At 70.7% G+C, this 20,158-nt stretch carries 16 protein-coding genes; 7 read left to right on the top strand and 9 right to left on the bottom strand.

What is annotated here, in order from left to right:
- The first annotated feature begins 827 nt into the window (after positions 1–827).
- A complete protein-coding gene (locus tag ACZ4FV_RS38135) occupies positions 828–2,531 on the top strand; it encodes a type IV secretory system conjugative DNA transfer family protein (protein WP_402239661.1) in 1,704 nt (567 codons plus the stop codon).
- A 27-nt stretch (positions 2,532–2,558) separates the two neighbouring features.
- Here ACZ4FV_RS38135 and ACZ4FV_RS38130 read toward each other — a convergent pair whose 3' ends face one another.
- On the bottom strand, positions 2,559–3,422 hold the full coding sequence (locus tag ACZ4FV_RS38130; protein WP_395859958.1) for an AAC(3) family N-acetyltransferase: 864 nt from the start codon (positions 3,420–3,422) through the stop codon (positions 2,559–2,561).
- Between the two features lie 208 nt (positions 3,423–3,630).
- On the opposite strand from ACZ4FV_RS38130, the gene ACZ4FV_RS38125 reads away from it, so the two are divergent.
- Positions 3,631–4,677 carry an AraC family transcriptional regulator gene (locus ACZ4FV_RS38125; protein WP_395859960.1) on the top strand — a complete coding sequence of 349 codons (1,047 nt, stop codon included), beginning with the start codon at positions 3,631–3,633 and terminating at the stop codon, positions 4,675–4,677.
- A gap of 14 nt (positions 4,678–4,691) precedes the next feature.
- On the opposite strand, the gene ACZ4FV_RS38120 is transcribed toward ACZ4FV_RS38125, so the two are convergent.
- From ACZ4FV_RS38120 to ACZ4FV_RS38095, 6 genes are all read right to left on the bottom strand, one after another.
- On the bottom strand, positions 4,692–5,921 hold the full coding sequence (locus ACZ4FV_RS38120) for an FxsB family cyclophane-forming radical SAM/SPASM peptide maturase (RefSeq protein ID WP_465325154.1): 1,230 nt from the start codon (positions 5,919–5,921) through the stop codon (positions 4,692–4,694).
- A 163-nt stretch (positions 5,922–6,084) separates the two neighbouring features.
- The gene (locus ACZ4FV_RS38115) at positions 6,085–6,252 is read right to left on the bottom strand and encodes a hypothetical protein (RefSeq protein ID WP_395859964.1); all 168 of its coding nucleotides are present in this window, start codon (positions 6,250–6,252) and stop codon (positions 6,085–6,087) included.
- Positions 6,253–6,490: 238 nt separating this feature from the next.
- Entirely contained in the window at positions 6,491–7,708 is a 1,218-nt protein-coding gene (locus tag ACZ4FV_RS38110) for a PP2C family protein-serine/threonine phosphatase (RefSeq protein ID WP_395860940.1), read from the bottom strand.
- 204 nt (positions 7,709–7,912) lie between these two features.
- The gene (locus tag ACZ4FV_RS38105) at positions 7,913–8,755 is read right to left on the bottom strand and encodes a sugar phosphate nucleotidyltransferase (protein ID WP_395859967.1); all 843 of its coding nucleotides are present in this window, start codon (positions 8,753–8,755) and stop codon (positions 7,913–7,915) included.
- 210 nt (positions 8,756–8,965) lie between these two features.
- Positions 8,966–10,216 (bottom strand): SpoIIE family protein phosphatase, encoded by a 1,251-nt coding sequence (locus ACZ4FV_RS38100; protein WP_395859969.1) that lies wholly within the window; start codon positions 10,214–10,216, stop codon positions 8,966–8,968.
- The gene (locus tag ACZ4FV_RS38095) at positions 10,216–10,425 is read right to left on the bottom strand and encodes a hypothetical protein (RefSeq protein ID WP_395859971.1); all 210 of its coding nucleotides are present in this window, start codon (positions 10,423–10,425) and stop codon (positions 10,216–10,218) included. Before ACZ4FV_RS38095 ends, ACZ4FV_RS38100 begins: the two co-directional genes overlap by 1 nt.
- Positions 10,426–10,790: 365 nt before the next feature.
- Here ACZ4FV_RS38095 and ACZ4FV_RS38090 point away from each other — a divergent pair, with 365 nt between their 5' ends.
- A complete protein-coding gene (locus ACZ4FV_RS38090; RefSeq protein WP_331769877.1) occupies positions 10,791–11,393 on the top strand; it encodes a TetR/AcrR family transcriptional regulator in 603 nt (200 codons plus the stop codon).
- Positions 11,386–12,717, top strand: coding sequence for a glycosyltransferase (locus ACZ4FV_RS38085; RefSeq protein ID WP_465325151.1), 1,332 nt, complete (start codon positions 11,386–11,388; stop codon positions 12,715–12,717). Before ACZ4FV_RS38090 ends, ACZ4FV_RS38085 begins: the two co-directional genes overlap by 8 nt.
- A gap of 170 nt (positions 12,718–12,887) precedes the next feature.
- Here the strand turns inward: ACZ4FV_RS38085 and ACZ4FV_RS38080 are convergent, their stop codons facing one another.
- Both ACZ4FV_RS38080 and ACZ4FV_RS38075 read right to left on the bottom strand, forming a co-directional pair.
- A complete protein-coding gene (locus tag ACZ4FV_RS38080; RefSeq protein WP_402239648.1) occupies positions 12,888–14,339 on the bottom strand; it encodes a purine-cytosine permease family protein in 1,452 nt (483 codons plus the stop codon).
- A gap of 224 nt (positions 14,340–14,563) precedes the next feature.
- Positions 14,564–15,577 (bottom strand): SMP-30/gluconolactonase/LRE family protein, encoded by a 1,014-nt coding sequence (locus ACZ4FV_RS38075; RefSeq protein ID WP_395859977.1) that lies wholly within the window; start codon positions 15,575–15,577, stop codon positions 14,564–14,566.
- Between the two features lie 269 nt (positions 15,578–15,846).
- On the opposite strand from ACZ4FV_RS38075, the gene ACZ4FV_RS38070 reads away from it, so the two are divergent.
- From ACZ4FV_RS38070 to ACZ4FV_RS38060, 3 genes are all read left to right on the top strand, one after another.
- Positions 15,847–18,783, top strand: a complete 2,937-nt coding sequence (locus ACZ4FV_RS38070) for a SpoIIE family protein phosphatase (RefSeq protein WP_465325149.1) — start codon at positions 15,847–15,849, stop codon at positions 18,781–18,783.
- 46 nt (positions 18,784–18,829) lie between these two features.
- Positions 18,830–19,648: a helix-turn-helix domain-containing protein gene (locus tag ACZ4FV_RS38065; RefSeq protein WP_395859981.1), complete on the top strand. Its 819-nt coding sequence runs from the start codon at positions 18,830–18,832 to the stop codon at positions 19,646–19,648.
- Between the two features lie 69 nt (positions 19,649–19,717).
- A complete protein-coding gene (locus ACZ4FV_RS38060) occupies positions 19,718–20,107 on the top strand; it encodes a VOC family protein (RefSeq protein ID WP_395859983.1) in 390 nt (129 codons plus the stop codon).
- Positions 20,108–20,158 lie beyond the last annotated feature (51 nt).

Raw genomic sequence — 20,158 nt, 5'->3', positions numbered from 1 at the left:
AACTTGGGTGAGTATCAATCTTGCCCGTCCAGTCTGGCAGATGGGCGGTCGCCCTGTCCCGCCCGGGCCACGGTCACACCGCCGTCGACGCCTCCTGCCTACGGCCGGCGGACGACACGAAGTCGTCACCGGCTGCCCGACGTTCGGGCAAGAGGTGGGCATTCGGGACGGATTCCCCTCGCCGCTCCCGTGCACCGACCTCCCGGGCCACGGAGTCCCGTCGCCGGCGGACTGCACCACGACACTCGGTCGGTTCCACGTTCCCCGGCCCGGATCGCCAACGCGGCGTTCCTCGGCCGGGCCCCGACTCGATGGGCGCCGACCCCGTCGCCCCCGGTCACCGTGGTGCGTGGGTCGAAAACGCTGCTCTCATACGTCCTCGGCGGCGGGTTTCAGGGTGCGGCGTCCGGCGACCGCCATGGCGTAGCCCGCTGCGGCACAGAGCGCGGTGACGACGAAGGCCCGCCGGAAAGCGCCGGTCACAGCCGCTCGTTGGCGACCGCGATCAGGACTGCCGAGGCCGAACAGCGCCATACACGCTGCCCGTCGGCGTCCGGCATCCCCCGGCGACCGCCGACGCGACCGCGGCCAAGGGGATACGACAGCGCGGTGAAGTACCGGTACGCGCGAAACACCGCGTCGACACGACCTTCCGCGGGGCCGTCGTGCTGTGCTGTGCGTCCACGCACCCCCCTCGCACCGGGTTCGGCGGCTCGCAACGCGAAGCGGTTCGCGGCGGGGCGCAGGGCCGTCGTCGAGATCGCTCCGGCCCGCCCCGGCCGGATCCCCTGGACCCGGCTTTGCCACCGTCCGGACAAGGAAGACAGATGACCGGCACCATCCGCCGCCGCGGCCCCGACATCACCGGCACGTGGTTGGCCGCGCTCCTCCTCATCGGCAACCTGGTCACGGTGCTCCTGCTCCCGCCCCTGGCCGCCGGACTCCTGGCCGCCCTCACCGGCCGACAACCCACCGGAGCCGAACTGCTCCGCGCCTACGGCGACCCGGATGCCTCCCGCTTTCCACCGCCGGACGTGATCGCGCTCTCGGTCGGCCTCCTGCTGCTGCTCGCCGCGATCGACCTGCCCTTCCTCGCCTACCTCCGCGACCGCGATCGGCGCCGGCACGTGGACTCCACCGCTCGGCTGTTGACACGTCGTGCCGACGTCCGGCGGGTCGGCACCGAAAGCGTGCGCGCCTCGGCGGCGCGGATCGCGTACCCCGTGGCGACGCCCGGGGTGTACGTCGGCCGCAGCGTGCGCGACGGGCGCGACGTGTGGGGCTCGTGGGAGGAGGTCCAGGTGGACATCTGCGGCCCGCGCACCGGCAAGACCACCTGCCGGGTCATCCCCAACATCGTCTCCGCCCCGGGCGCGCTGGTGGTCACCTCGTGCAAGCGGGACGTGGTCGACGCCACCCGCGAGGTGCGTCGACGAAACGGTCGGGTGTGGGTCTTCGATCCACACGACGTAGCACACGAGCCTCCCACCTGGTTCTGGGATCCACTGGGCATGGTGGCCGGCAACCTGAAGGACGCGGTCGGCGTCGCGGGTCTGATCGCGTTCACCCAGCGCGACACCCAGATGCGCTCGGACGGGTACTTCCAGCCGGCGGCGCAGAACCTGCTGGCGATGTTCCTGCTCGCCGCCAGCCTGGACAAGCAACCGATCACCGCGGTGCGACGTTGGTTGCTGCGCCCGGACGACGACGAGCCGGAGACCGTCCTGCGCGGCGCCGGGAACCTGCTGGCCGCCGAGGCGTGTGCGGCGAGCCGCGGTCTCCCCGCGGACCAGCGGTCGGGCGTCTACGGAGCGGCCGTGCAACTCGTGTCCTGGCTGGCGGCTCCCGAGGTGCTGCCGTGGATCACTCCGGGCGAAGGGCGCGAGGAGTTCGATTTCGTGGAGTTCGCCGTCGGCACCGACACGCTCTACATTCTTTCCAACGTGGACGACGCCCGTTCGAATCCCGCCGCCACGCTGCTCACCGGGGCCATGCTGGTCGCCGCCGAATATCGTGCGGCGGCGTGCTCGGGCGGCCGTCTGCCGGTCCCCTTCCTGGTGGTGATGGACGAGGCCGCCAACACCGCGCCGCTGCCGATCCTGCCCGATCGGCTCTCCCACTACGGGTCCCGGGGCGTGGTGGTGATGATGATGCTCCAGTCCTGGGCACAGGGCGTGCACGTGTGGGGCGAGGCCGGCATGGCGAAGATCTGGAACTCCTGCTCGGTGCGGGTCTACGGGGCCGGCGGCTCGGAAAGCGCGATGCTCCGCGCGCAATCGGTGTTCTCCGGCCGATTCGAGGCGGGTACCACCGCCGTCACGCACGCGTCCTCGGGCTGGTGGGGTTCGACGGTGACCAGAGCCACCCGGCCCGAGGTCGTGCTCGACGTGGCAGACCTGGCCGCGCTGCCGCGCGATCGCATGCTGGTGCAGATCAGCGGCGGCAGACCGCTGCTGGTGCGCTCGATACCGTGGTGGGAGGGTCCGCACGCCGACGCGATCCGAGCCTCGATCGCCCAACACGGCCCGTGACGGCGCCACGACGCGCACACCGGTCCGCTACCCGCCCGCGCCCGGCGCCCGACGCACGCCCATCCAGGCGGTCGCGAAATCCACGTACGGTCGGACCGGGACCAGGAAGGCGCGCGCCGCGCCCACCCGACCGCGGGAGATCGCCTCGGGATACCGCTCCTCGAAGTCCCGCCCCAGCGCCGGAAAGTCGTGGTCGCTCAGTGCCACGTCGGAGAAGGACCACCACGAACTCCCGCCCGAGGCGGCGACCTTGCAGGTGTAGCGGCGCTGCGACCGATGAGGGTGTCGGTACTCCGCCAGGTGGGCCACGGAAACGACGCCCCACCCGACGCCGATCGCGAGCACTCGGGCCTGCGCGTCGTACAACCGGCCCATCGGTGAATCCGGGCCGAAATGCGTCCTCCCGTGGCCTCGGGTGACCTCTTCGGCCCGGCCGCCCAGGGCCACGACCGAGGCCAGCGGATGGTCGCTGCGCAGCGCCCCGTCGTCGACACGAATCGACTCGGCGAACGCGCCCACCGCGGCCGACACCGACGCGCGCGGGTCCAACGGCCGGTGCAGATAGTCGGCCAGCTCCTCGACCGTCCGGCCGGCGGTGGCGTCGGCGAACGCCTGGGAGGTGATCGAGTTCTCCGGCGTGTACGCGGGCACCACCAGGGTTCCGTCGCCGCCGAGCACGGCCCGGAACGCCGACCGGAGATCCCGCGACTCGGCCCCGAGGCGGTCTCGACCGCGCACGGCCCGCAGCGAACTGTGCACCATCACCGTGTCGCCGGGTCGTAGGCCCAACTCGGTGAGGTCTCGGGCGAGTTCGACGACCCGGGCCGACTCTGCGCGGTGCGGTGTGGAGTCGGTGTACCAGGACGCGTCGGGAGTCGATGCCGCGAACACTGCTGCCTCTCCCGGGAGTTGGCTCGGCGTGGCGAATCGTGCGTGCCGCGGGCCGGTTCGGCGCCGCCGGATCGCGCGAATTGGCTGATCAGGCGCGGTCCTCGGCCTCGCCTCGGGCACGTGTCGCGCCCGAGAATCGGACCGAGTGTCGCGCACGGGCCCCCCGTCCCGTGTGACGTGTGCACGTGAGCAGGCGGAGGAGAGCAGGGTGGCCCATCCCGATGCCGCGCACCTCGATGCGAGAACCGAGGCGGTCGTACCCGCTCCCGCGAGGGGGCGCGAACTCTACCGGGGCGGTGACCAGTCGCTGCTGCACCCGTTGCTCGACGCCCACTTCACCCGACACGCGATGGAGGTGGTGGGCCGCAGACCCCTGGACGCCCGCTTTCGGGTCCTGCACCAGGGAACGGTGAAGGCATACGACCTCAGCTACGGCACCGACGTGGTGATCAGTCCCGCCGAGCCACCCGCCGTCTACATCGTGCGCCTCGAACACCGCGGCCGAGCCTCGCTCAACGTCGAGGGCCGCACGCAACCCTTCTCCCCGAGCGTGGTCAACCCCGGACAGGTCGTGGTCGCCCGTTGGGACGCCGACACCGCCACCCGAATGCTCTGCATCCCCCGACAACTGGTGACCCGGGCCGTGCGCGACCAGATCGGCGAGACACCCGAGGAACCACTCGACTTCCACACGGCGTTCGACCCGCGCATCCCCCACGCACGCACCTGGCTCCGGATCGCCCGACGGTTCACCCGCGAGGCCGACAACGGACTGTTCGCCCGATCCCCCCTGGCCGTCGCACACTTCGAACTCGCACTCGTACACGGCCTGCTCGCCACCCAGCCGCACCGCCTGTCCGAACCCATCCGCCACCGCGCACCGGTCCGCGGCACCGGCCCACTCCAACGTGCCCTCGCATACTGCGAGACACACGCCGGAACACCCATCTCGGTCGCCGACATCGCCGCGGCCGCCCGAGTGAGCGTGCGCACCCTCCAGGAACAGTTCCGCATCCACCTGGACACCACCCCGATGGGTCATCTACGCCGCATCCGCCTGGCCGGCGCGCACGCCGACCTCCTGGCCGTGGCACAGGGCCGGACGCACGGCACCGTCACCGGCATCGCCGCCGCGTGGGGCTTCCCCGAACGCCGACATTTCGCCGCCCACTACCGGGCCGCCTACCACCGGCCCCCCTCACACACCATCGGCGGGCACGCGACCGACCCGCACCACCCCGCGCCCGCCCGATGACTCACGACGTGACCTCACCCACCCGCCGGCGCGCTCGCCAGATCCTTCGCGATCCTGGTCCGCACATGCGCGATGACCCGCATCATGTCCGGGCAGTACACCGTGGGATTGAGGAACCCGCTGCCCGCGCGATAGCGGTGGATGAAGAATCCGCCCCCGCAGACATCGCGGATCGAGCATGAGCGACACGTCGGCGACAGGCCCTCGATCCCGATCTGGCGAGCCACCACCGCCGGGTGCCGCAGCGCCGCGTCCAGCGGGTCGGTGAGCACCGACAATCCCGTGGCCGCCGCGCCGTCGAACGCCGACTTGATCGTGTCCACCTGCTCGATCCCACCGTCGGTGTCGATGGTCACGGTGGTCGCGGGGCCGATCCCCACCTGTTCGGACCGGGTGTGGCCGCCGAGGACCAGACTCAGCAGATCCTCGAACAGCTTGACCCGGGTCTCCTGGCGCGGTGCGTCGTACCAGCGATCGAAGGCCCGCACGATCCAGTCGCCGTAGGGTGTGCGGCTCGACCCCTCCTCGCGCAGGGGCGGCGGAGACGTCCAATTCCCGTGCGGCAGCACGAAGTCGAGCATCGGCGGCTCGTGCGTGAGCAGCGACTCGTACACCTCGACCGGATCGTTCGCCACGTCGATGACGCACAGCAGCCCGCCGAACAATCCCGGCCGCGACGGATCCCGCAGCCTGGCGACCGCCTCGGTCACCGCCCCGTGGCTCCCGCGCCCGTCGGCGAAGCGCCGATGGCGGTCGTTGGCGAGTTCGCCGCCGTCGACACTCACGCCGACCCGGAAGTCCAGTGCGTGCAGGGCGTTGAGCATGCGGTCGTTCAGGAGCAGACCGTTGGTCTGCACGCCGAACGAGACGTGTGTACTCGCCGGCACCTCGCGGCGTACGGCCTCGGCCATCCGCGTGATCAGGGCCGGTCCCGCGAGTAGCGGCTCGCCGCCGTGCACGATCAACTGCACGCGCTCCTGCCCGTGGGCGCGCACGTGTTCGCCGATACGGGCGGCGGTACGGTCCACGACCGCCGTCGACATCGTCTTGGCGCTAGATCGCCAGGATTCGTCGCCCATCTCGTACAGGTAGCAGTAGTCGCACGCGAGGTTGCAGCGGCTGTGCATTTTCACCACGAAGTGGGTGAAGGGCACGGGCTGCCACGTCGTGCCCAGGCTGTCGGGATCGAGCAGATCGGCCGGCCATTCCGCCGGTCTGCGTACGGGAGCTTCGAGGTTGACCACAGTGTCTGCTCCGGGTGGTTCCGAGGATTGCACCGGCGCGATCCGTGCGGGTGAGGGTGTTCCCGGCCGGGTCCGGCGGACCTCGGGAGTGTCCGAGGTCCGCCGGGGCATCAGCCGTTGCGTCGACCTCCGGCGTCACGTGCCGGTCGATCGAGGGTGACTGTTACTCGCCGCCGACGAAGCTGTTGTAGCCGATGCGCGGACCGCCGGCCTCGGACTCGGCGGCGACCCGACGCAGCGCCATGGCCAGCGGGGATTCGCCGGTGCGGTCGAACGCGGCGGGGGCGGCCGGGGAATCGGTGACGATGGACGTGGAATTCACGGGGTTCACGAGTGGCTCCTGTGTTCGATCCGGTGGGGCAACCTCAGGCTAGGAAAATCGGTCATCGCCGGCTCGGATCGCGAACGGAACTCGCGCGATCCGACCCGATCACCGCGCTTCCATACCCCCACCCGCACCCGGGGGTCGAGACCTCGATCCGGGCTGCCCGTCGAACCCCGCCGGCTTCCGTGTGTCGACCCGGCCGAACGCGGACCGCGAGCAGCGCGAGGCTCGGCGCGGTGCCGGGTCACCGGCGCTGCGGACTCCATTCGAAGAGCAGGATGGTCACGTCGTCCCGCAGTTGGTTGCGCTGGTAGTCGAGGATGGCGTGGATGAGCAGCCGCAGCACCTCGGCCGGGCGCTGTCCGGCGGAGGAGGAGCGGATGATGAAGTCGGTGAACCGGTCGAGGCCGAACTCCGCACCGTCCGCGTCGCGCGCCTCCACGACACCGTCGGTGTAGAGCAGGACACAATCGCCCGGTTCCAGGGTCGCCTCGTGGACCTGCCGGGCCGCCGGGGCGAGTGAACCGGCGAGGCCGATCGGAGGCTGTGGGGGGCTGTCCAGTGCCCCGGCGAGCACCCGCTCGGCACGGATCAGCAGCGGTGGGGGGTGACCACAGTTGACCCAGCGCAGCACCCCGGTCTCGGCGTCGAGCCGACACAACACGCCGGTGGAGAAGTGGTCGGGCAGCCACTGGGCGAGCGCCCGGTCGACGGAGCCGACCACGTCGGCCAGGTCGGCGCCGCCCCGGCGGGCGTTGCGCGCCGCGGCCATGGCGACCGACGTGGTCAGGCCGGCGGTCAGATCGTGGCCCATCGCGTCGAGGATCATGGTGTGCAGGATGTTCTTGACCACCGAGTGGTCGAAGGCGTCGCCCGCGACGTCGTACGCCGGTTCCAGGACGGCGGTCGATACGCACCTGCTGCTGCCGATGGTGCGGGGCGGCAGGAAGGCCCGCAGCATCTCGGCGGGCAACCGCATGGTCGCGGTGCGGGTGCGGGCGGCGAGCCAATCGCTGTAGGCGCGCTTGGACGTGATCAGCATGGCGAACAGATGGGCCAGCATGCGACTGCGGCGCATCCGTGTCTCGTCGAGCGAGGCGGTCCGCACCGCCAGCACGCCCAGCCGCTCCGCACCGTCGACGAGAGGCACCCACAGGATCAAGCTTTCGTCGTCCTCGGCCACCCGTGGAGAGACCGTGCGGTAGGCCCAACCGGCCGCCGAGAGGTCCACCGGCAGCGGCTCCAGGGCCTCGTCGAGTGGGATGAGCAGCTGCTGCTGCAGGTCGACGAGGTAGATCAACGCGGTGTCCAGGCCGAGGGCACGGGCGCATCGGATCGCCAAGGCGGGCAGTTCGACCGGCAGGGCCGTCTGCGCCTCGACGATCAGCTCTTCCAGCCGATCCTCGTCGATGGCGGTGTCGGGACCGGGGAACGCGTGCGGTGTGTCCGACACGAGGATCACCCCTTCCGTGCCCAGTTTCACACCGATCCCGCCCTCCCTCACCTCAGCCCGGCTCACGCCGGCCCGCCGGTCACCCGAACCCGGCCGGGTGATCGACGGGCCCGGGGATCACGCGGCAGGCACCGGCTCGGCCGGCCGACCCTGGACCCGATGCGCGTGCTACGGATCGGGCCGCTCCTCCCGCCGCGAACCGATGTCGCGGATCTACTGCTTGTCGACGACGACGTGTTGGGATGCCTCCGCCAACCCCTGCTCGCTGCCGAGATCGAAGTAGGTGCCGCGACTGACGGTTACGGCGATCGCAGTGGACCGGACGACTTCCGACAGTCCGTCGGTGAGGCGGTACTCTCCGGACTCTTCGTGTTCCCCCACCGCGCCGAGGACGGGAAGAAATTCCGCGGGGAACGCGTACCTGCTGATATTGATCAGGACCTTCCCGCCGTCGGGTCGGGTTCCACCGGCGTCCTTCTCGACGAGATCCGTCAGGTGCAGTCGCCCGTCGCTTTCGACCGTTTCGAGGCGGCCGTAGCGGTCGAGGGCACTCGCCGGCGACGGTTGTCCCACGAGGGCATATCCGCCACTGCCGCCCGCATCGCGCCCCAGTCGCGTGAGTGTCGATTGTCCATGCCGCTCGACGAGCAGGTCGTCACTGGAGACGAAGAAGAAGGCGTCGTCGGCGATGAAGTCTCGTGCGAGCATCACCGGGACGGCGGTACCGTACCGGTCCTCCAGGTCTTGCTCGATGAAGGTGATCGAGGGAACCGAGGCGAGTTCGTCGAGCGCACGCGCCTTTTCACCCCAACCTCGTCGGCCGAGCAGGGCACGCAGTTCGGTGTCGTCCTCGTAATAGCGCTGGATCTGGGTGCTTCCCCGGCGTACCACGATCGCGATTTCCCGCACGCCGGCGGCAGCGCACTCACGGACGATGTAGTCGATCGTCGGCCGGCGGCCGATGGGCAACATCGCCTTTTCGATCACCTTGGTAATCGGGAACATGCGCGTTCCCAACCCTGCCGCCGCGATGACCGCCTTGCGAATGTTGTCCACAGATGTACTCCTCGATGCGCGACGGCAGGGCCGTCCGCCGGGCCGGGCCGCACGGTTGTACGTCGTGCGGCTTCCACCGTCCTCGGAACGGCCCTCGGCGGACAGGTCACGATAACGCCGCGAGGGAGTGCCACGAGAAGTTCGGGCGGTGTCAGCCATGCCGGCCGATTCGACGACGGGACCGGACGGGGTGTTCCGCGTATCGGACTCTCAGCCGGGTCCTCGCTGCTCTGCACGATCGGGGTGAGGCACGCTGACGGCCAGGACCGCCGTGTCGTCGTCCACCCCGGCACCGAGGGTGTCGAGCAGGTCGCGGATGGCGTCGATGGCGTGCCGGGCGGTGGTGGGGGCCAGCGCACGGGCGAAGTCGAGGAGGGCATCGTCGCCGTAGCGGTCCCCGCGGCCGCCGGTGTGCGCCTCGGTGAGGCCGTCGGTGTGCAGGAGCAGGGTTTCACCCGCTTCGAGGCGGAAGGTGATGGTGGTGATGTGGGCGTCGGGCAGTGCGCCGATGAGCTGGCCGCCGGGGGTGGGCAGATAGTCGGCGGTGCCGTCCGCGCGCATCAGCAGAGCCGGCGGGTGGCCGCCGCCGGCCAGGGAGATGCGGAAGCCGCCGTGGTCGCCCTCGGGCGTGAGCAGGCCGAAGAGGACCGTGCAGAACCGGGGGTCGATGCCGTTGTACTCGTGGTTGAGAACGGTGTTGAGGTTGTGCAGGACGGCGGCCGGGTCCGGGTCGTAGACCGCGGCGGCGCGCAGCGTGTAGCGGGCCAGGGAGGTGACGGCGGCCGCGGCGGCGCCCTTGCCGCACACGTCGCCCAGGAAGATTCCCCAGGTGCCGTGCGCGAGTGGGAACAGGTCGTAGAAGTCGCCGCCGACCTCGTCGGCCGAGGCGATGTGGTAGTGCGCGGCGACGTCCAGGCCCGGCACGTTCGCCAGGGCCGGCGGCAGCAGGGTCTGCTGGAGTGTGGTGGTGAGGCGCCGCAGGCGTTCGCGCTCGCGCTCGGACTCCCGGCGGGCACGCAGCAGCTCTTCCTCGTAGGCACGGCGTTCGCGGGCGTCGAAGACGGTGGTGCGGATCAGCAGCGGCTGCCCGTCGTCGCCGGTCTTGACCGTGGAGGTCACCAGGATCGGGAGTCGGCTGCCGTCGGCCGCCTTCATCTCCAGCGCGATGCCGTTGATCTGGCCCTGCATGCGCAGCAGGGGCGCAAAGTGTGTTTCGTGGTAGAGGCGTCCGCCGACGGTGAGGAGGTCGGAAAACCTTTTGCGGCCCACCAGGTCGCCGCGCTCGTAGCCGAGCCACTCCAGGAGGGTGGTGTTGACCTTGGCGATCTGCCCGTCCAGCAGCGTGGACAGGTATCCGCACGGGGCGTGCTCGTAGAGATCCTCGGCGCTGTCCTCCAGCAGTGCGGAGAACGTGCGGTCGTGGTCCGTATGCCCGTCCCGGTCACGGCCGGCTCGGGACATCACCGCGGCGTTCCGGCGAACGCGGCGAACGCCTCGGTCGTCTCCTCGGGGGCGCCGAGCCGGGGGTAATGCCCGGTGGCGCTACGGGTGACAAGGCGCACCACCAGGCGCCACATGTTCCGGTCGCGGCCGAACCCGTGCGCCGGCATCACCATCGGTGCGCTTGCCCGGCCGGACACCCGCACCCGGCTCCCGCTTCGCACATTCATACGATCCATCCTCGCAGAGACGTAAAAGGCCAGGACCGCGAGAACGCGCGCTCGCCGCCGTGCGGGCCGTGCCCGGCGCCGTTCACCGCCTTACCGAGCAAGCGCCCGAGCCGCCCCGGAGCCGGACGCTCCGCACGTTCATCGCGGCAGCGCGCCATCGCGGCGTGCACCAGGAGTTCCCGCGACAACTCCACCTCGAAACGGGAAGAGGGTCTCTGCCGTCGGCCGCGGGGGCGGGCTCCCGTTGCTTGCCGTACGGCAAGCAAGTGATCGTCGCGGGACCACGAACGCCCACCCCGCTGCAAGCCGCAGGTGCCACGAACTTTCACTTGACTTCCCACTCAATTCAATATGGAATCAACTCCATGGAAAGTGAGGGCAGACGCTCGTACCGGATGGGCGCCCGGGCCGCGGCACTGGAGGCCACCCGGGCGCGCGTCATCGGCTCGGCGGCCGAACTGTGGTCGCAGCGTTGGCACGACGAGGTGACGTTGCAGCACATCGCCGACGCGGCCGGCGTGTCGGTGCAGACGATCGTCAACCACTTCGGCGGCAAGGACGGCCTCGCCGACGCCGTCGCCGACGCGGTGGCGGCACAGACCGAGCTCGCGCGCCAGGCGCCGACCGGGGACGTGGCGGCCATCGTCGCCGTCCTCTTCGCCGACTACGAACAACAAGGCGACGCCAACGTGCTCTGGATCGCGCAGATGGACCGGATCCCCGCTGCCGCCCGGGCCGCCGCACACGCCCGCGGTCTCCACCGGGCCTGGCTGGAACGGGTCTTCGCCGACCGGCTCCCCGCCGCCGGCCCGGCCCGCGATCACGCGCTGAACCTGCACTACGCCGCCACGGACATCTACCTGTGGAAGTTGTGGCGCCGTGACCTCGGGCTCTCCCGCGAGGAAGCCGAGCGAGCCATGCGCGACATGTTGACCGCGATCGACCCTCGGAAGGAACACCATGCCTAGCAACTTCCTCTTCGCCACGTGGGCCGGCGGCGGAGCCGTGCCCCCCGTACTGTCGGTCGCCCGCGCGCTCCGCGAACGCGGCCACGGCGTGCGGGTGCTGGCCGACGAGTCGCTGCGCGACGAGATCGTGGGCGCGGGCCTGGAGGCGGTCGCCTGGACCACCGCGCCGCAAGGCGACCCCAGCGACCCGAGCAAGGACGTCATCCGCGACTTCGAGGCCCGCACGCCGCTCGGCGCGGCCGCCCGGCTGCGCGACCGCATCGTCTGCGGGCCGGCGTCCGACTACGCCCGGGACACACTCGCCGAGTTGCGTGCCCGGCCGACGGACGTGCTGGTGTCCGAGCACATGCTGCTGGGCGTGGCCACCGCGGGTGAGGCGGCCGGCGTCCCGACGGCCTCGCTGACGACGACGATCTATCCGTTCCCCACCCCGGGGGCACCGCCGCCCGGTCCCGGCTTCGCTCCGGCGAAGGGCGCGCCGGGCCGGCTGCGCGACCGCATCGTGACGCGGTTGTCCGGCAAACCGTGGGTGAAGGGGCTACCGGCCCTGAACAGCGCACGCGTCGAGAACGGCCTGGAACCGCTCGACTCGGTCGTCGAGGCGTTCGAGCGCGTCGACCGAATACTCGTGCTTTCGCCCCGGGCCTTCGATCACGCCGGGCGGCAGTTCCCCGAGCACATACGGCACGTCGGGCCGCGCCTGGAAGACCCCGCCTGGGCCGGGGACCTGACGCTGCCGGACGGCGACGCACCACTGGTACTGGTCGGCCTGAGCTCGTCGTTCATGAAGCAGCACGACCTGCTGGAGCGCATCGCCGAAGCCCTCGGCACCCTGCCGGTCCGCGGGCTGCTGACCACCGGCCCCGCCGTGGACCCGGCAACGGTACGCGCGCCCGCCAATGTCCTGGTCACCGCCTCCGCCCCGCACAGCCTCGCGCTGCGGCACACCGCCGTGACCGTCACGCACGCCGGCCACGGGACCACGGTCAAGTCGCTGGGCGCCGGGGTCCCCATGGTCTGCGTGCCGCTCGGCCGCGACCAGATCGAGGTGGCGCGGCACGTCCGACTGGCGGGCGCCGGCGTCTCCGTGGGCAAGGGCGCCTCGGCGCGCACGATCGCGCGCGCCGTCGAGCGGGTGCTGAACGACCCGTCGTACCGCTCCGCCGCGGAGCGGATGGCGCGGGCGATCGCCGCCGAGACCGCCACCGACCGGGCGGTCGCCGAACTGGAGGCCCTCGCCGAGCAGCGCGCGCACGGGGCCGCCCGCACACCCGACCACGAGTCGATCGAGCCATCAGGGCAGGCAGGGACATTCGCGAGCTGACGTCCCGTCACCGTCCCCCGCTCCACCGTCCCCGCAATCGGTCCGCGAGATCCTCGGCTCGCACGCACACGTGCCGCCTCCGCGCGGGTCCCGGCGGGAGGGACCGTACGGAGGCGGCGGGTTCGTGTGCGGTGGCCGGAGATCCACCGTCCGCGCGGGGTGCGCGGCGGTCAGCCGACCGGCGCCTCGGCGCGGGTGTCGCCTGCCTCCGGCTCGGTGGGGCGGATGGTTTCGGCGGGCGGGTTCGCGGTGCGACGCGCCCACAGGTAGTAGAGCATCGACGTGACCGCGAGGCCGACGATCCAGGAGATGTCCGCGCCGTCCAGCTTCTTGGTGAGCGCGCCGGTGTACAACTTGGTGGCCAGGAACGGGATCTGCACCACCACGCCCACGACGTAGCAGGTCAGCGCGGTGACGTTCCAACGACCGTAACGGCCGTTCGGGTCGTAGAGCGCGGGGATGTCGACGCGCTCGCGCGAGATGAGGTAGTAGTCGACCAGGTTGATCGCGCTCCACGGCGTGAAGACCATCAGGAGCAACAGTACGAAGTTCTTGAAGTTGGTCAGGAAGTCCGCGCTGGCCGCCATCGCGATGACCACCGTGACCGCCGTGAACCCGATGATGTACGCCGCGCGGGCGGCCTGCGAGATCCGTGAACGCCCGTCGAACGCCGTCACGATCGTCAGGATCGACATGAAGCCGCCGTATGCGTTCAGGCAGTTGACGGTCAGCTTGCCGACCACGATCACCAAGTAGATGAGGAACGCCACGAACGCGGGGCCCGCCAGATCGCCGAGGAAGCCGACCTGGTCCGGCAGGAACGCCTTGCCCGCGACGGCCGCGGTGAGCGCCCCCAGCGTCATGGCGATCTGGGAACCGACGACGGAGCCCGCGAACGTCGACCAGAACGTCGCGCGGTGGCTGGTGTCGCGCGGCAGGTAGCGCGAGTAGTCGGCGACGTACGGGCCGAAGGTGAGCTGCCACCCGGCGCCGAGGCCGATGGCGAGCAGGAACGTCGCGATGTCGAAGCCCGTTACGCCCACGTGCGCGCCGACGTCGTACTGCGTGAAGAGGCGGATCATCAGGTAGCCGAGGCCGAGCACGCCGATGACGGTCGCGATGCGGCCCGCGACGTGGATCAGACGGTAGCCGGTGACCGCCACCACCGCGGTGAGCGCGCCGAAGATCAGGATGCCGACCTTGGCGTTGTCGATGTGCAGCATCTCGCACACGGCCTGACCGGCCAGGACGGTGCCGGTCGCGGCGAAGCCGAGGTACATCAGGATCACCAGCAGCAACGGCAGGACCGCACCGTAGACGCCGAACTGCGCCCGGCTGGAGATCATCTGCGGAACCCCGAGCTTCGGCCCCTGCGCCGAGTGCAGCGCCATCACGGCCCCGCCCAGCACGTTGCCGATGAGCAGGGCGAATATCGCCCACAGCGCGTCGGCGCCGAAGACCACCGCCAAGGCGCCGTCGACGATCGCGGTGATCTGCATGTTGGCGCCGAACCACAGGGTGAACTGGCTGAGTGGCGTGCCGTGCCGCTCGGCGTCGGGGATCACCTCGATGGTGCGGCGTTCCAGCGCGAGGCCCCCCTCGGAGGTCTGCTCGATCGGCATGCGTGGCTCCCAAGGCGTAGCGGCGATCACGCCGAACTGTGTCTGTGTCCCGCCGAATCTGGCATGGGGATGAACAGACTTCAAGATCATGAATGAAGAATTTCATTCGGTGGACACCACATCACACCCCGGCCACGGACGCGCCCAGGCTGATTGCCCGCGGTGAGAGGACTGAGCCGCCTTGTCCGGGCCGAGACGGACGGGCCGCGGGCCGCGTGCGTCGCCTACCGGGGCGGAGGGGATGCGAGCACGATGATGTCGTCCTCGTACAGGCTGCCGGCGACCACCGTGCCCTCGTGCTCCGCGACGCCGGTGACGAAGCCGTACGAGACGTTGTCGGCGCGCAGATCGTGGACGACGCGCGAGTCGAGGTCGAAGGCCATGACCCAGGCGACGGGTGTGGCCTTGGGTCGTAGAGCCTCGGGCAGGTTCCACAGGAGGACACGCGGGAGCCCCGGCAGGGGCAGCAGCCTGTCCAGCAGCGCGTTGCGGGGCGCGGCAATCGACACCCAGAGCAGCCCGTCGCTTCCGAGGCTCATGTTGTCGGGCAGGCCGGCGAGGTTCTCCACGAACGGCTCGTCGGTTCCGGCCTTCGGGCCGGTGAGCCGGTGACGGCTGATCCGGTACCCGGCGGTCTCGGCCACGAGCAGGTGGGAGGCGTCCGGGGCGAGGACGAGTCCGTTGCCGAATTTGAGGCCGTCGCGCAGCACGGTGACCGTGCCGTCGGGGTCTCGGCGGCAGAGCAGGCCGGTGCAGGAGTGCTCGACGATGTCGCCGACGTAGTGCTCCAGGTCCCAGCGGCGGGTGGATACGGTGAACCAGACGGTTCCGTCGGGGCCTTCGACGACGTTGCTGACGAAGGTGAGCGGCCGGCCCGCGATGGTGTCGACGAGCACCTCGACGGATCCGTCGGCGGACATGCGCAGCAGACCCCGGTTGTGATCGCAGATCAGGATGCCGCCGTCGGCGGCCGGTTCCAATCCCAGCGGACGGCCGCCGGTGTTGCCCACCACCGTGTGGGTTCCGGCGGCGGGGTCGATACGCACGATGCGGCCGTCGCCGAGACCGGTGAGCAGGTTGCCCCGCCTGTCGAAGATCACGTCCTCGGGGCCGTGACCGCCGGTGGCGATGCGGCGGCCGACGACCAAACGGCCGGTGACGGCTGTGCGCCCCTCGTCGGCGGGGGCGGGGGGCGGAGTCCAACGGCGGGGCGAGATGAGGCGTCGATTCAAGGACATGTCAGGCTCCCTACCCAGGCGGCGGGAAGCCGCCCGGGGTGCCCGCCACGGCGCGCGGCATGGACGTCCGGCCGTCTCGAAGGCACGGAGTTCGGCGAACGGTTCGGGCGACCTCTGCGAACCCGTCCCGGGTCGGCGGCCCGGGCGGACGCATGGAACGAACCTCGTCCCGCGTCCCGGCCGGACCGCAGGTCGGATGTCCCGTGAACCCCTTCATCGCATACGTTTTGGGTATTATGTGCGTTTCCGTCCCGGGAGAGGGGCCACGCATGGATGGGCTCGGGAAACCGGATCCCGGATCCGTCGACGACGCGAGACTCGGGACGCTACGAACCGCCTGCGCGGACGCCGACGTCGACGAGCTCGAGCTGGCCCGACTGGCGTTGCATCACGCGGTGACTGCGACGGGGGCCCTGGCCGGATTCGTGCACCTGCGGGCGCAGGACCGAAACGTGCTGAGATTGGCCGCGATCAGCGGACTCCGGGCGAGCCACGCGGTTCGGTGGGAGGACCTCCCCGCCGACGGCTCCAACGGACCGGCACGGGCGATGCGCGAGGGCAAACCCATCGCACTGGCCCTCTCCGACGCCGACCGAGGCGACGGCGCCGGTGGCGACGGCACCGGGGGCGACGGCGCCAGTGGGGACGGCATCGACGCGGCCGACGGTCGGCCGCTCGGGTACGGTGCCGCGGCAATGCTGGTCCTGCCCATCCCCGACAGCCGGCAGGGCGTCGGAACCCTCACCCTGATCACCACGACGCCCGTGCCCGAGGAACGACGCGCGTTCCTTTCCCGTCTGGTGGACACGGTGGGCACCCGGCCGGCGCGAGCCTCCACCTCGGAACGCGTGATGCTGCCCTGGTGGTCGGGATCGGGATCACGTCTACGCGAGGCCATGGCGGGCGTACGGGTCGCCACGTGGGAATGGGACATGCGGACCGGGGAACTGCTCATCGACGAGGTGGGCTTCGACGTGATTCTGAAAAGCGCCGGATTGCGCCGTGACGAGTGGGACAACCGAGTCGAGACCTGGATGCAACGGGTGCACCCCGACGACCTGGAGGGAGTGCTCGCGGCGATGGAACAGGCCATCGCCCGACACGAGGTGTACTCGGTCGAGTATCGGGTGCGTTCGGCGAACGGACGGGTCAACTGGGTCGAACTGCGAGGCCACACCACCTACGCCGACGACGAGACCCCGTTGCGGATGACCGGCACCGGGTGGATGACCACCGCCGAGCGGATGACGGAGCAGGCCGTCACTCGCGTCCTGCGCCATCTCCCCGACGCGTTCCTGATCGTGGACCCCGCCGACTGGCGCGTACTGTACGCCAACGACCGGGCGAGTCTTCTCGCGACCGCCCACACCTCCCTGACCGGACGCACGCCCTGGGAGGTGATCCCCGAACTCGCGGACCGGGGACTCCCGGAGCAGTTCGCGAAAGCGTTGGACAGCGACCTGCCGGTGACGGTCGACATACGGCTGGGCGAGACCTGGCAGCGACTGCGCCTGGTGGTGGCGGACCCCTACCTCGTGGTCTTCATGGCGGATGTGACCGCGAAGCTGGAGGCCGAACGAGCCGCCGTCGAACGCGGACGCCGGATCGGGGCATTGGCGGAAGCCCTCGCCCAGAGCCTGACCACCCGGGACGTGGTCGACGCCGTGGCGGCCGAAATCCTCCCGGCGTTCGGTGCCGACAGCGTGCTGATGTACGCCCGGGAGGACACGAGTCTGCGCCTGGTGGGGACGGTCGGCTACGACCCGGCGCTCGTCGCCCGACTGAGGGACTTGGACGAGCCGCGTCCCCTGTACACCGACGTTGCGCAGTTCATCCCCTCGCTGGAGGCGTTCGTCGAGCGCTACCCCGAGCTCGCCGACCTGGCCCGATCGGGCGAACGACGAGCCTGGGCGCTACTGCCGCTCACGGCCGGCGGCCATCCGGTCGGCAGTTGCGTGATCGGTTTCCTGCACCCTCGTTCCTTCGCCGGCGCCGAACGCGGAGTACTCATCGCCCTGAGCGGTTTGATCGCCCAGGCGATGGAGCGGGCCCGCCTCTACGACCGTGAGCACGAACGCGCTCGCCGATTGCAGGAACAACTGCTGCCCTGGCGGCTCCCCCAAACAGCGGCCCTGACCTCCACCGCCCGATACCGTCCCGCGGGCAAGGGCGTCGACGTGGGCGGCGACTGGTACGACGCCATTCCGCTCTCGGCCGAGCGCGTCGCCCTGGTCATCGGCGACGTGATGGGACACGGGCTGTCCGAGGCGATCACCATGAGTCGACTGCGCACCGCGGTCTCGACCCTGGCGATCCTGGACCATCCGCCGGAGGAGATGCTCGCCCACCTCAACGACGTCGTCGCCGGCCTCGACGGCGACCTGTACGTGACCTGCCTCTACGCCGTGTACGACTCCACGACCGGGGTGTGTACGCTCGCCTCCGCCGGCCAGCCGCCGCCGGCCGTGGTCGACCCGGACGGCACGACGCGGTTCCTCGAACCCCCCATCGGCCCACCCTTGGGGACGGCTCAACTCCCCTACCAGACCCTTGACTTCGTGCTGTCCGAGGGAAGTCTGCTGGTGCTCTACACGGACGGTCTGATCGGCGTCGCGGACTCGGACCCCGAGGTCGGGATGAGCCGACTGCACAAGGCACTGACCGACGCGGCCGGCGAACAGCGGCAGGAGCGCGCGTCCGACGACGAGGCCACCGAACTGGGTCGGTTGTGCGACTCCGTCGTCGGCGCGCTGCTCCCCGGCTCCGGGCATTCGACGGACGACGCCGCGATCATGGCCGTGCGCGCCCACCGGCTCGCCCCGGAACACGTGGTCTCGAGGGATCTCCCGTTCGAACCCTCCTCGGCGGGCCTGGCCCGCGAGCTCGTGCGTGATCAACTCCCCCGGTGGGGCTGGGAGGACCTGATTCCGAGCACCGAGTTGGTGGTGAGCGAGCTGATCGGCAACACGATCCGGCACGCCGCGGGACCGATCGCCCTACGCCTGATCCGCGGCACTACGCTGACCTGCGAAATCCAGGACGGTAGTCAATCCAGTCCGCGCACTCGGCACGCCGCGCTCATGGACGAGAACGGCCGCGGCCTGCAACTGGTGGCGGCGATGACCCACCGCTGGGGCACCCGGTACACCAGTTCCGGCAGCAAAACGCTGTGGACGGAACAACTGCCTCCCGCTTCCCGGGAATGAACCACCCGATCGGCCGACGTCGCTCGCAGGGTGAGAGGCTGGTTCGGTGATCAGGCGAGACTCCCCTCTGAGACCGTTCGTGGCGACGCTGGCCGCGTACGATCTCGGGCCGGGCCCGGCCGGTGTCCACCGCGGGCTTCCCTCCTCCACCCTGTCGATCACCATCCCCGAGGACGATTCTCTCGAGATCGGGTGGGTCGCGCGTTCCGCCTCGCGCAATCGCCACCGCGCCGTCGTGGCCGGCCTGCACATGGACGCGGCCGAGCTGCGGCAAAGAGGCTGCACCCGCGGCGTGTACGTGACGCTCAGCCCGCTGGGCGCCGGCGCGTTGCTGGGGCTGCCGGCGTCTGCTCTGGCCCATCACGTCGTCGATCTCGCCGACGTGGTCCCCGCCCTGGCGGACCTTCCGGAGCGGATGGCGGCCTGCCGGACCTGGCCGCAACGTCGCGCGCTCGTCGAACACGCCCTGCTCGGCGGCCTCGCCCGGCACGGCGACGGCGAGAACGCCGACGAACTGCGCGCCATGCTCGCGGCCCTGTCCCGCACCACCCGGGTGGATGAGGCCGCCCGGCGGATCGGATGTTCGAGACGGCACCTCAGCAGCAGGATCCGTACGGAGTGCGGGGTGACGCCGAAGGAGTACCAGCGTCTGGTCCGCTTCGAAACCGCCCGGCGTCGGCTCGCGGCCGTCGACACCGCCGCAGTCGGTCTGGCGGACGTGGCCGCCGCGTCGGGATTTGCCGATCAGGCGCATCTCTCCCGGGAGTGGCGGGCCATGGCCGGGTGCACACCCACCGAGTGGCTGCGCGCCGAAGGCCCGTCGGCCCCCGACCACTCACTCGGCGAAGCGCCCGCGTCCGGTTGACGCGCGATCGGGCCGGGCTCGTTCCCAAACGTTCAAGACTCCACCGCCGCCCGGCTTGATGATCGACGCATGACGCAGCTCCGGATTCTCCCTCGCCTGATCGTGTCCGACCCCGACCGTGCGTCGGCCTTCTACCAGGATGTCCTCGGCGCCGAGGAGGTGTTCCGTGCGCCGGGCGACGATGGCCGGCCCACCGTCGTGGAGCACCGCCTCGGCGGGTCGTCCTTCCGGGTCTCACCCGCTGTCTCGGCATGGGGATGGGTCTCCCCACGTGATCTGGGCGGCTCCGCGGTCCTGCTGGAGATCGAAGTCGACAACCCGGACGAGGTCGGGGAACGGATGACGGCCCACGGCGCCGAGGTGGTCGTGACGATCGAGAATCGGCCGTACGGGAAGCGCTCGGGCCGCATCCGCGACCCGTTCGGCCACCTGTGGATCATCACCGGAGAGCTTCGCTGAGCAAGACACCGGCGTCGTCGGGGCCCCGAAGCCCTCCCTTTGCCGCGGTTC

The sequence above is a fragment of the Embleya sp. NPDC025285 genome, from assembly GCF_055558835.1.
Note: the sequence above shows the minus strand (reverse complement) of the source record. Positions and strands in the feature narration are given on the sequence as shown.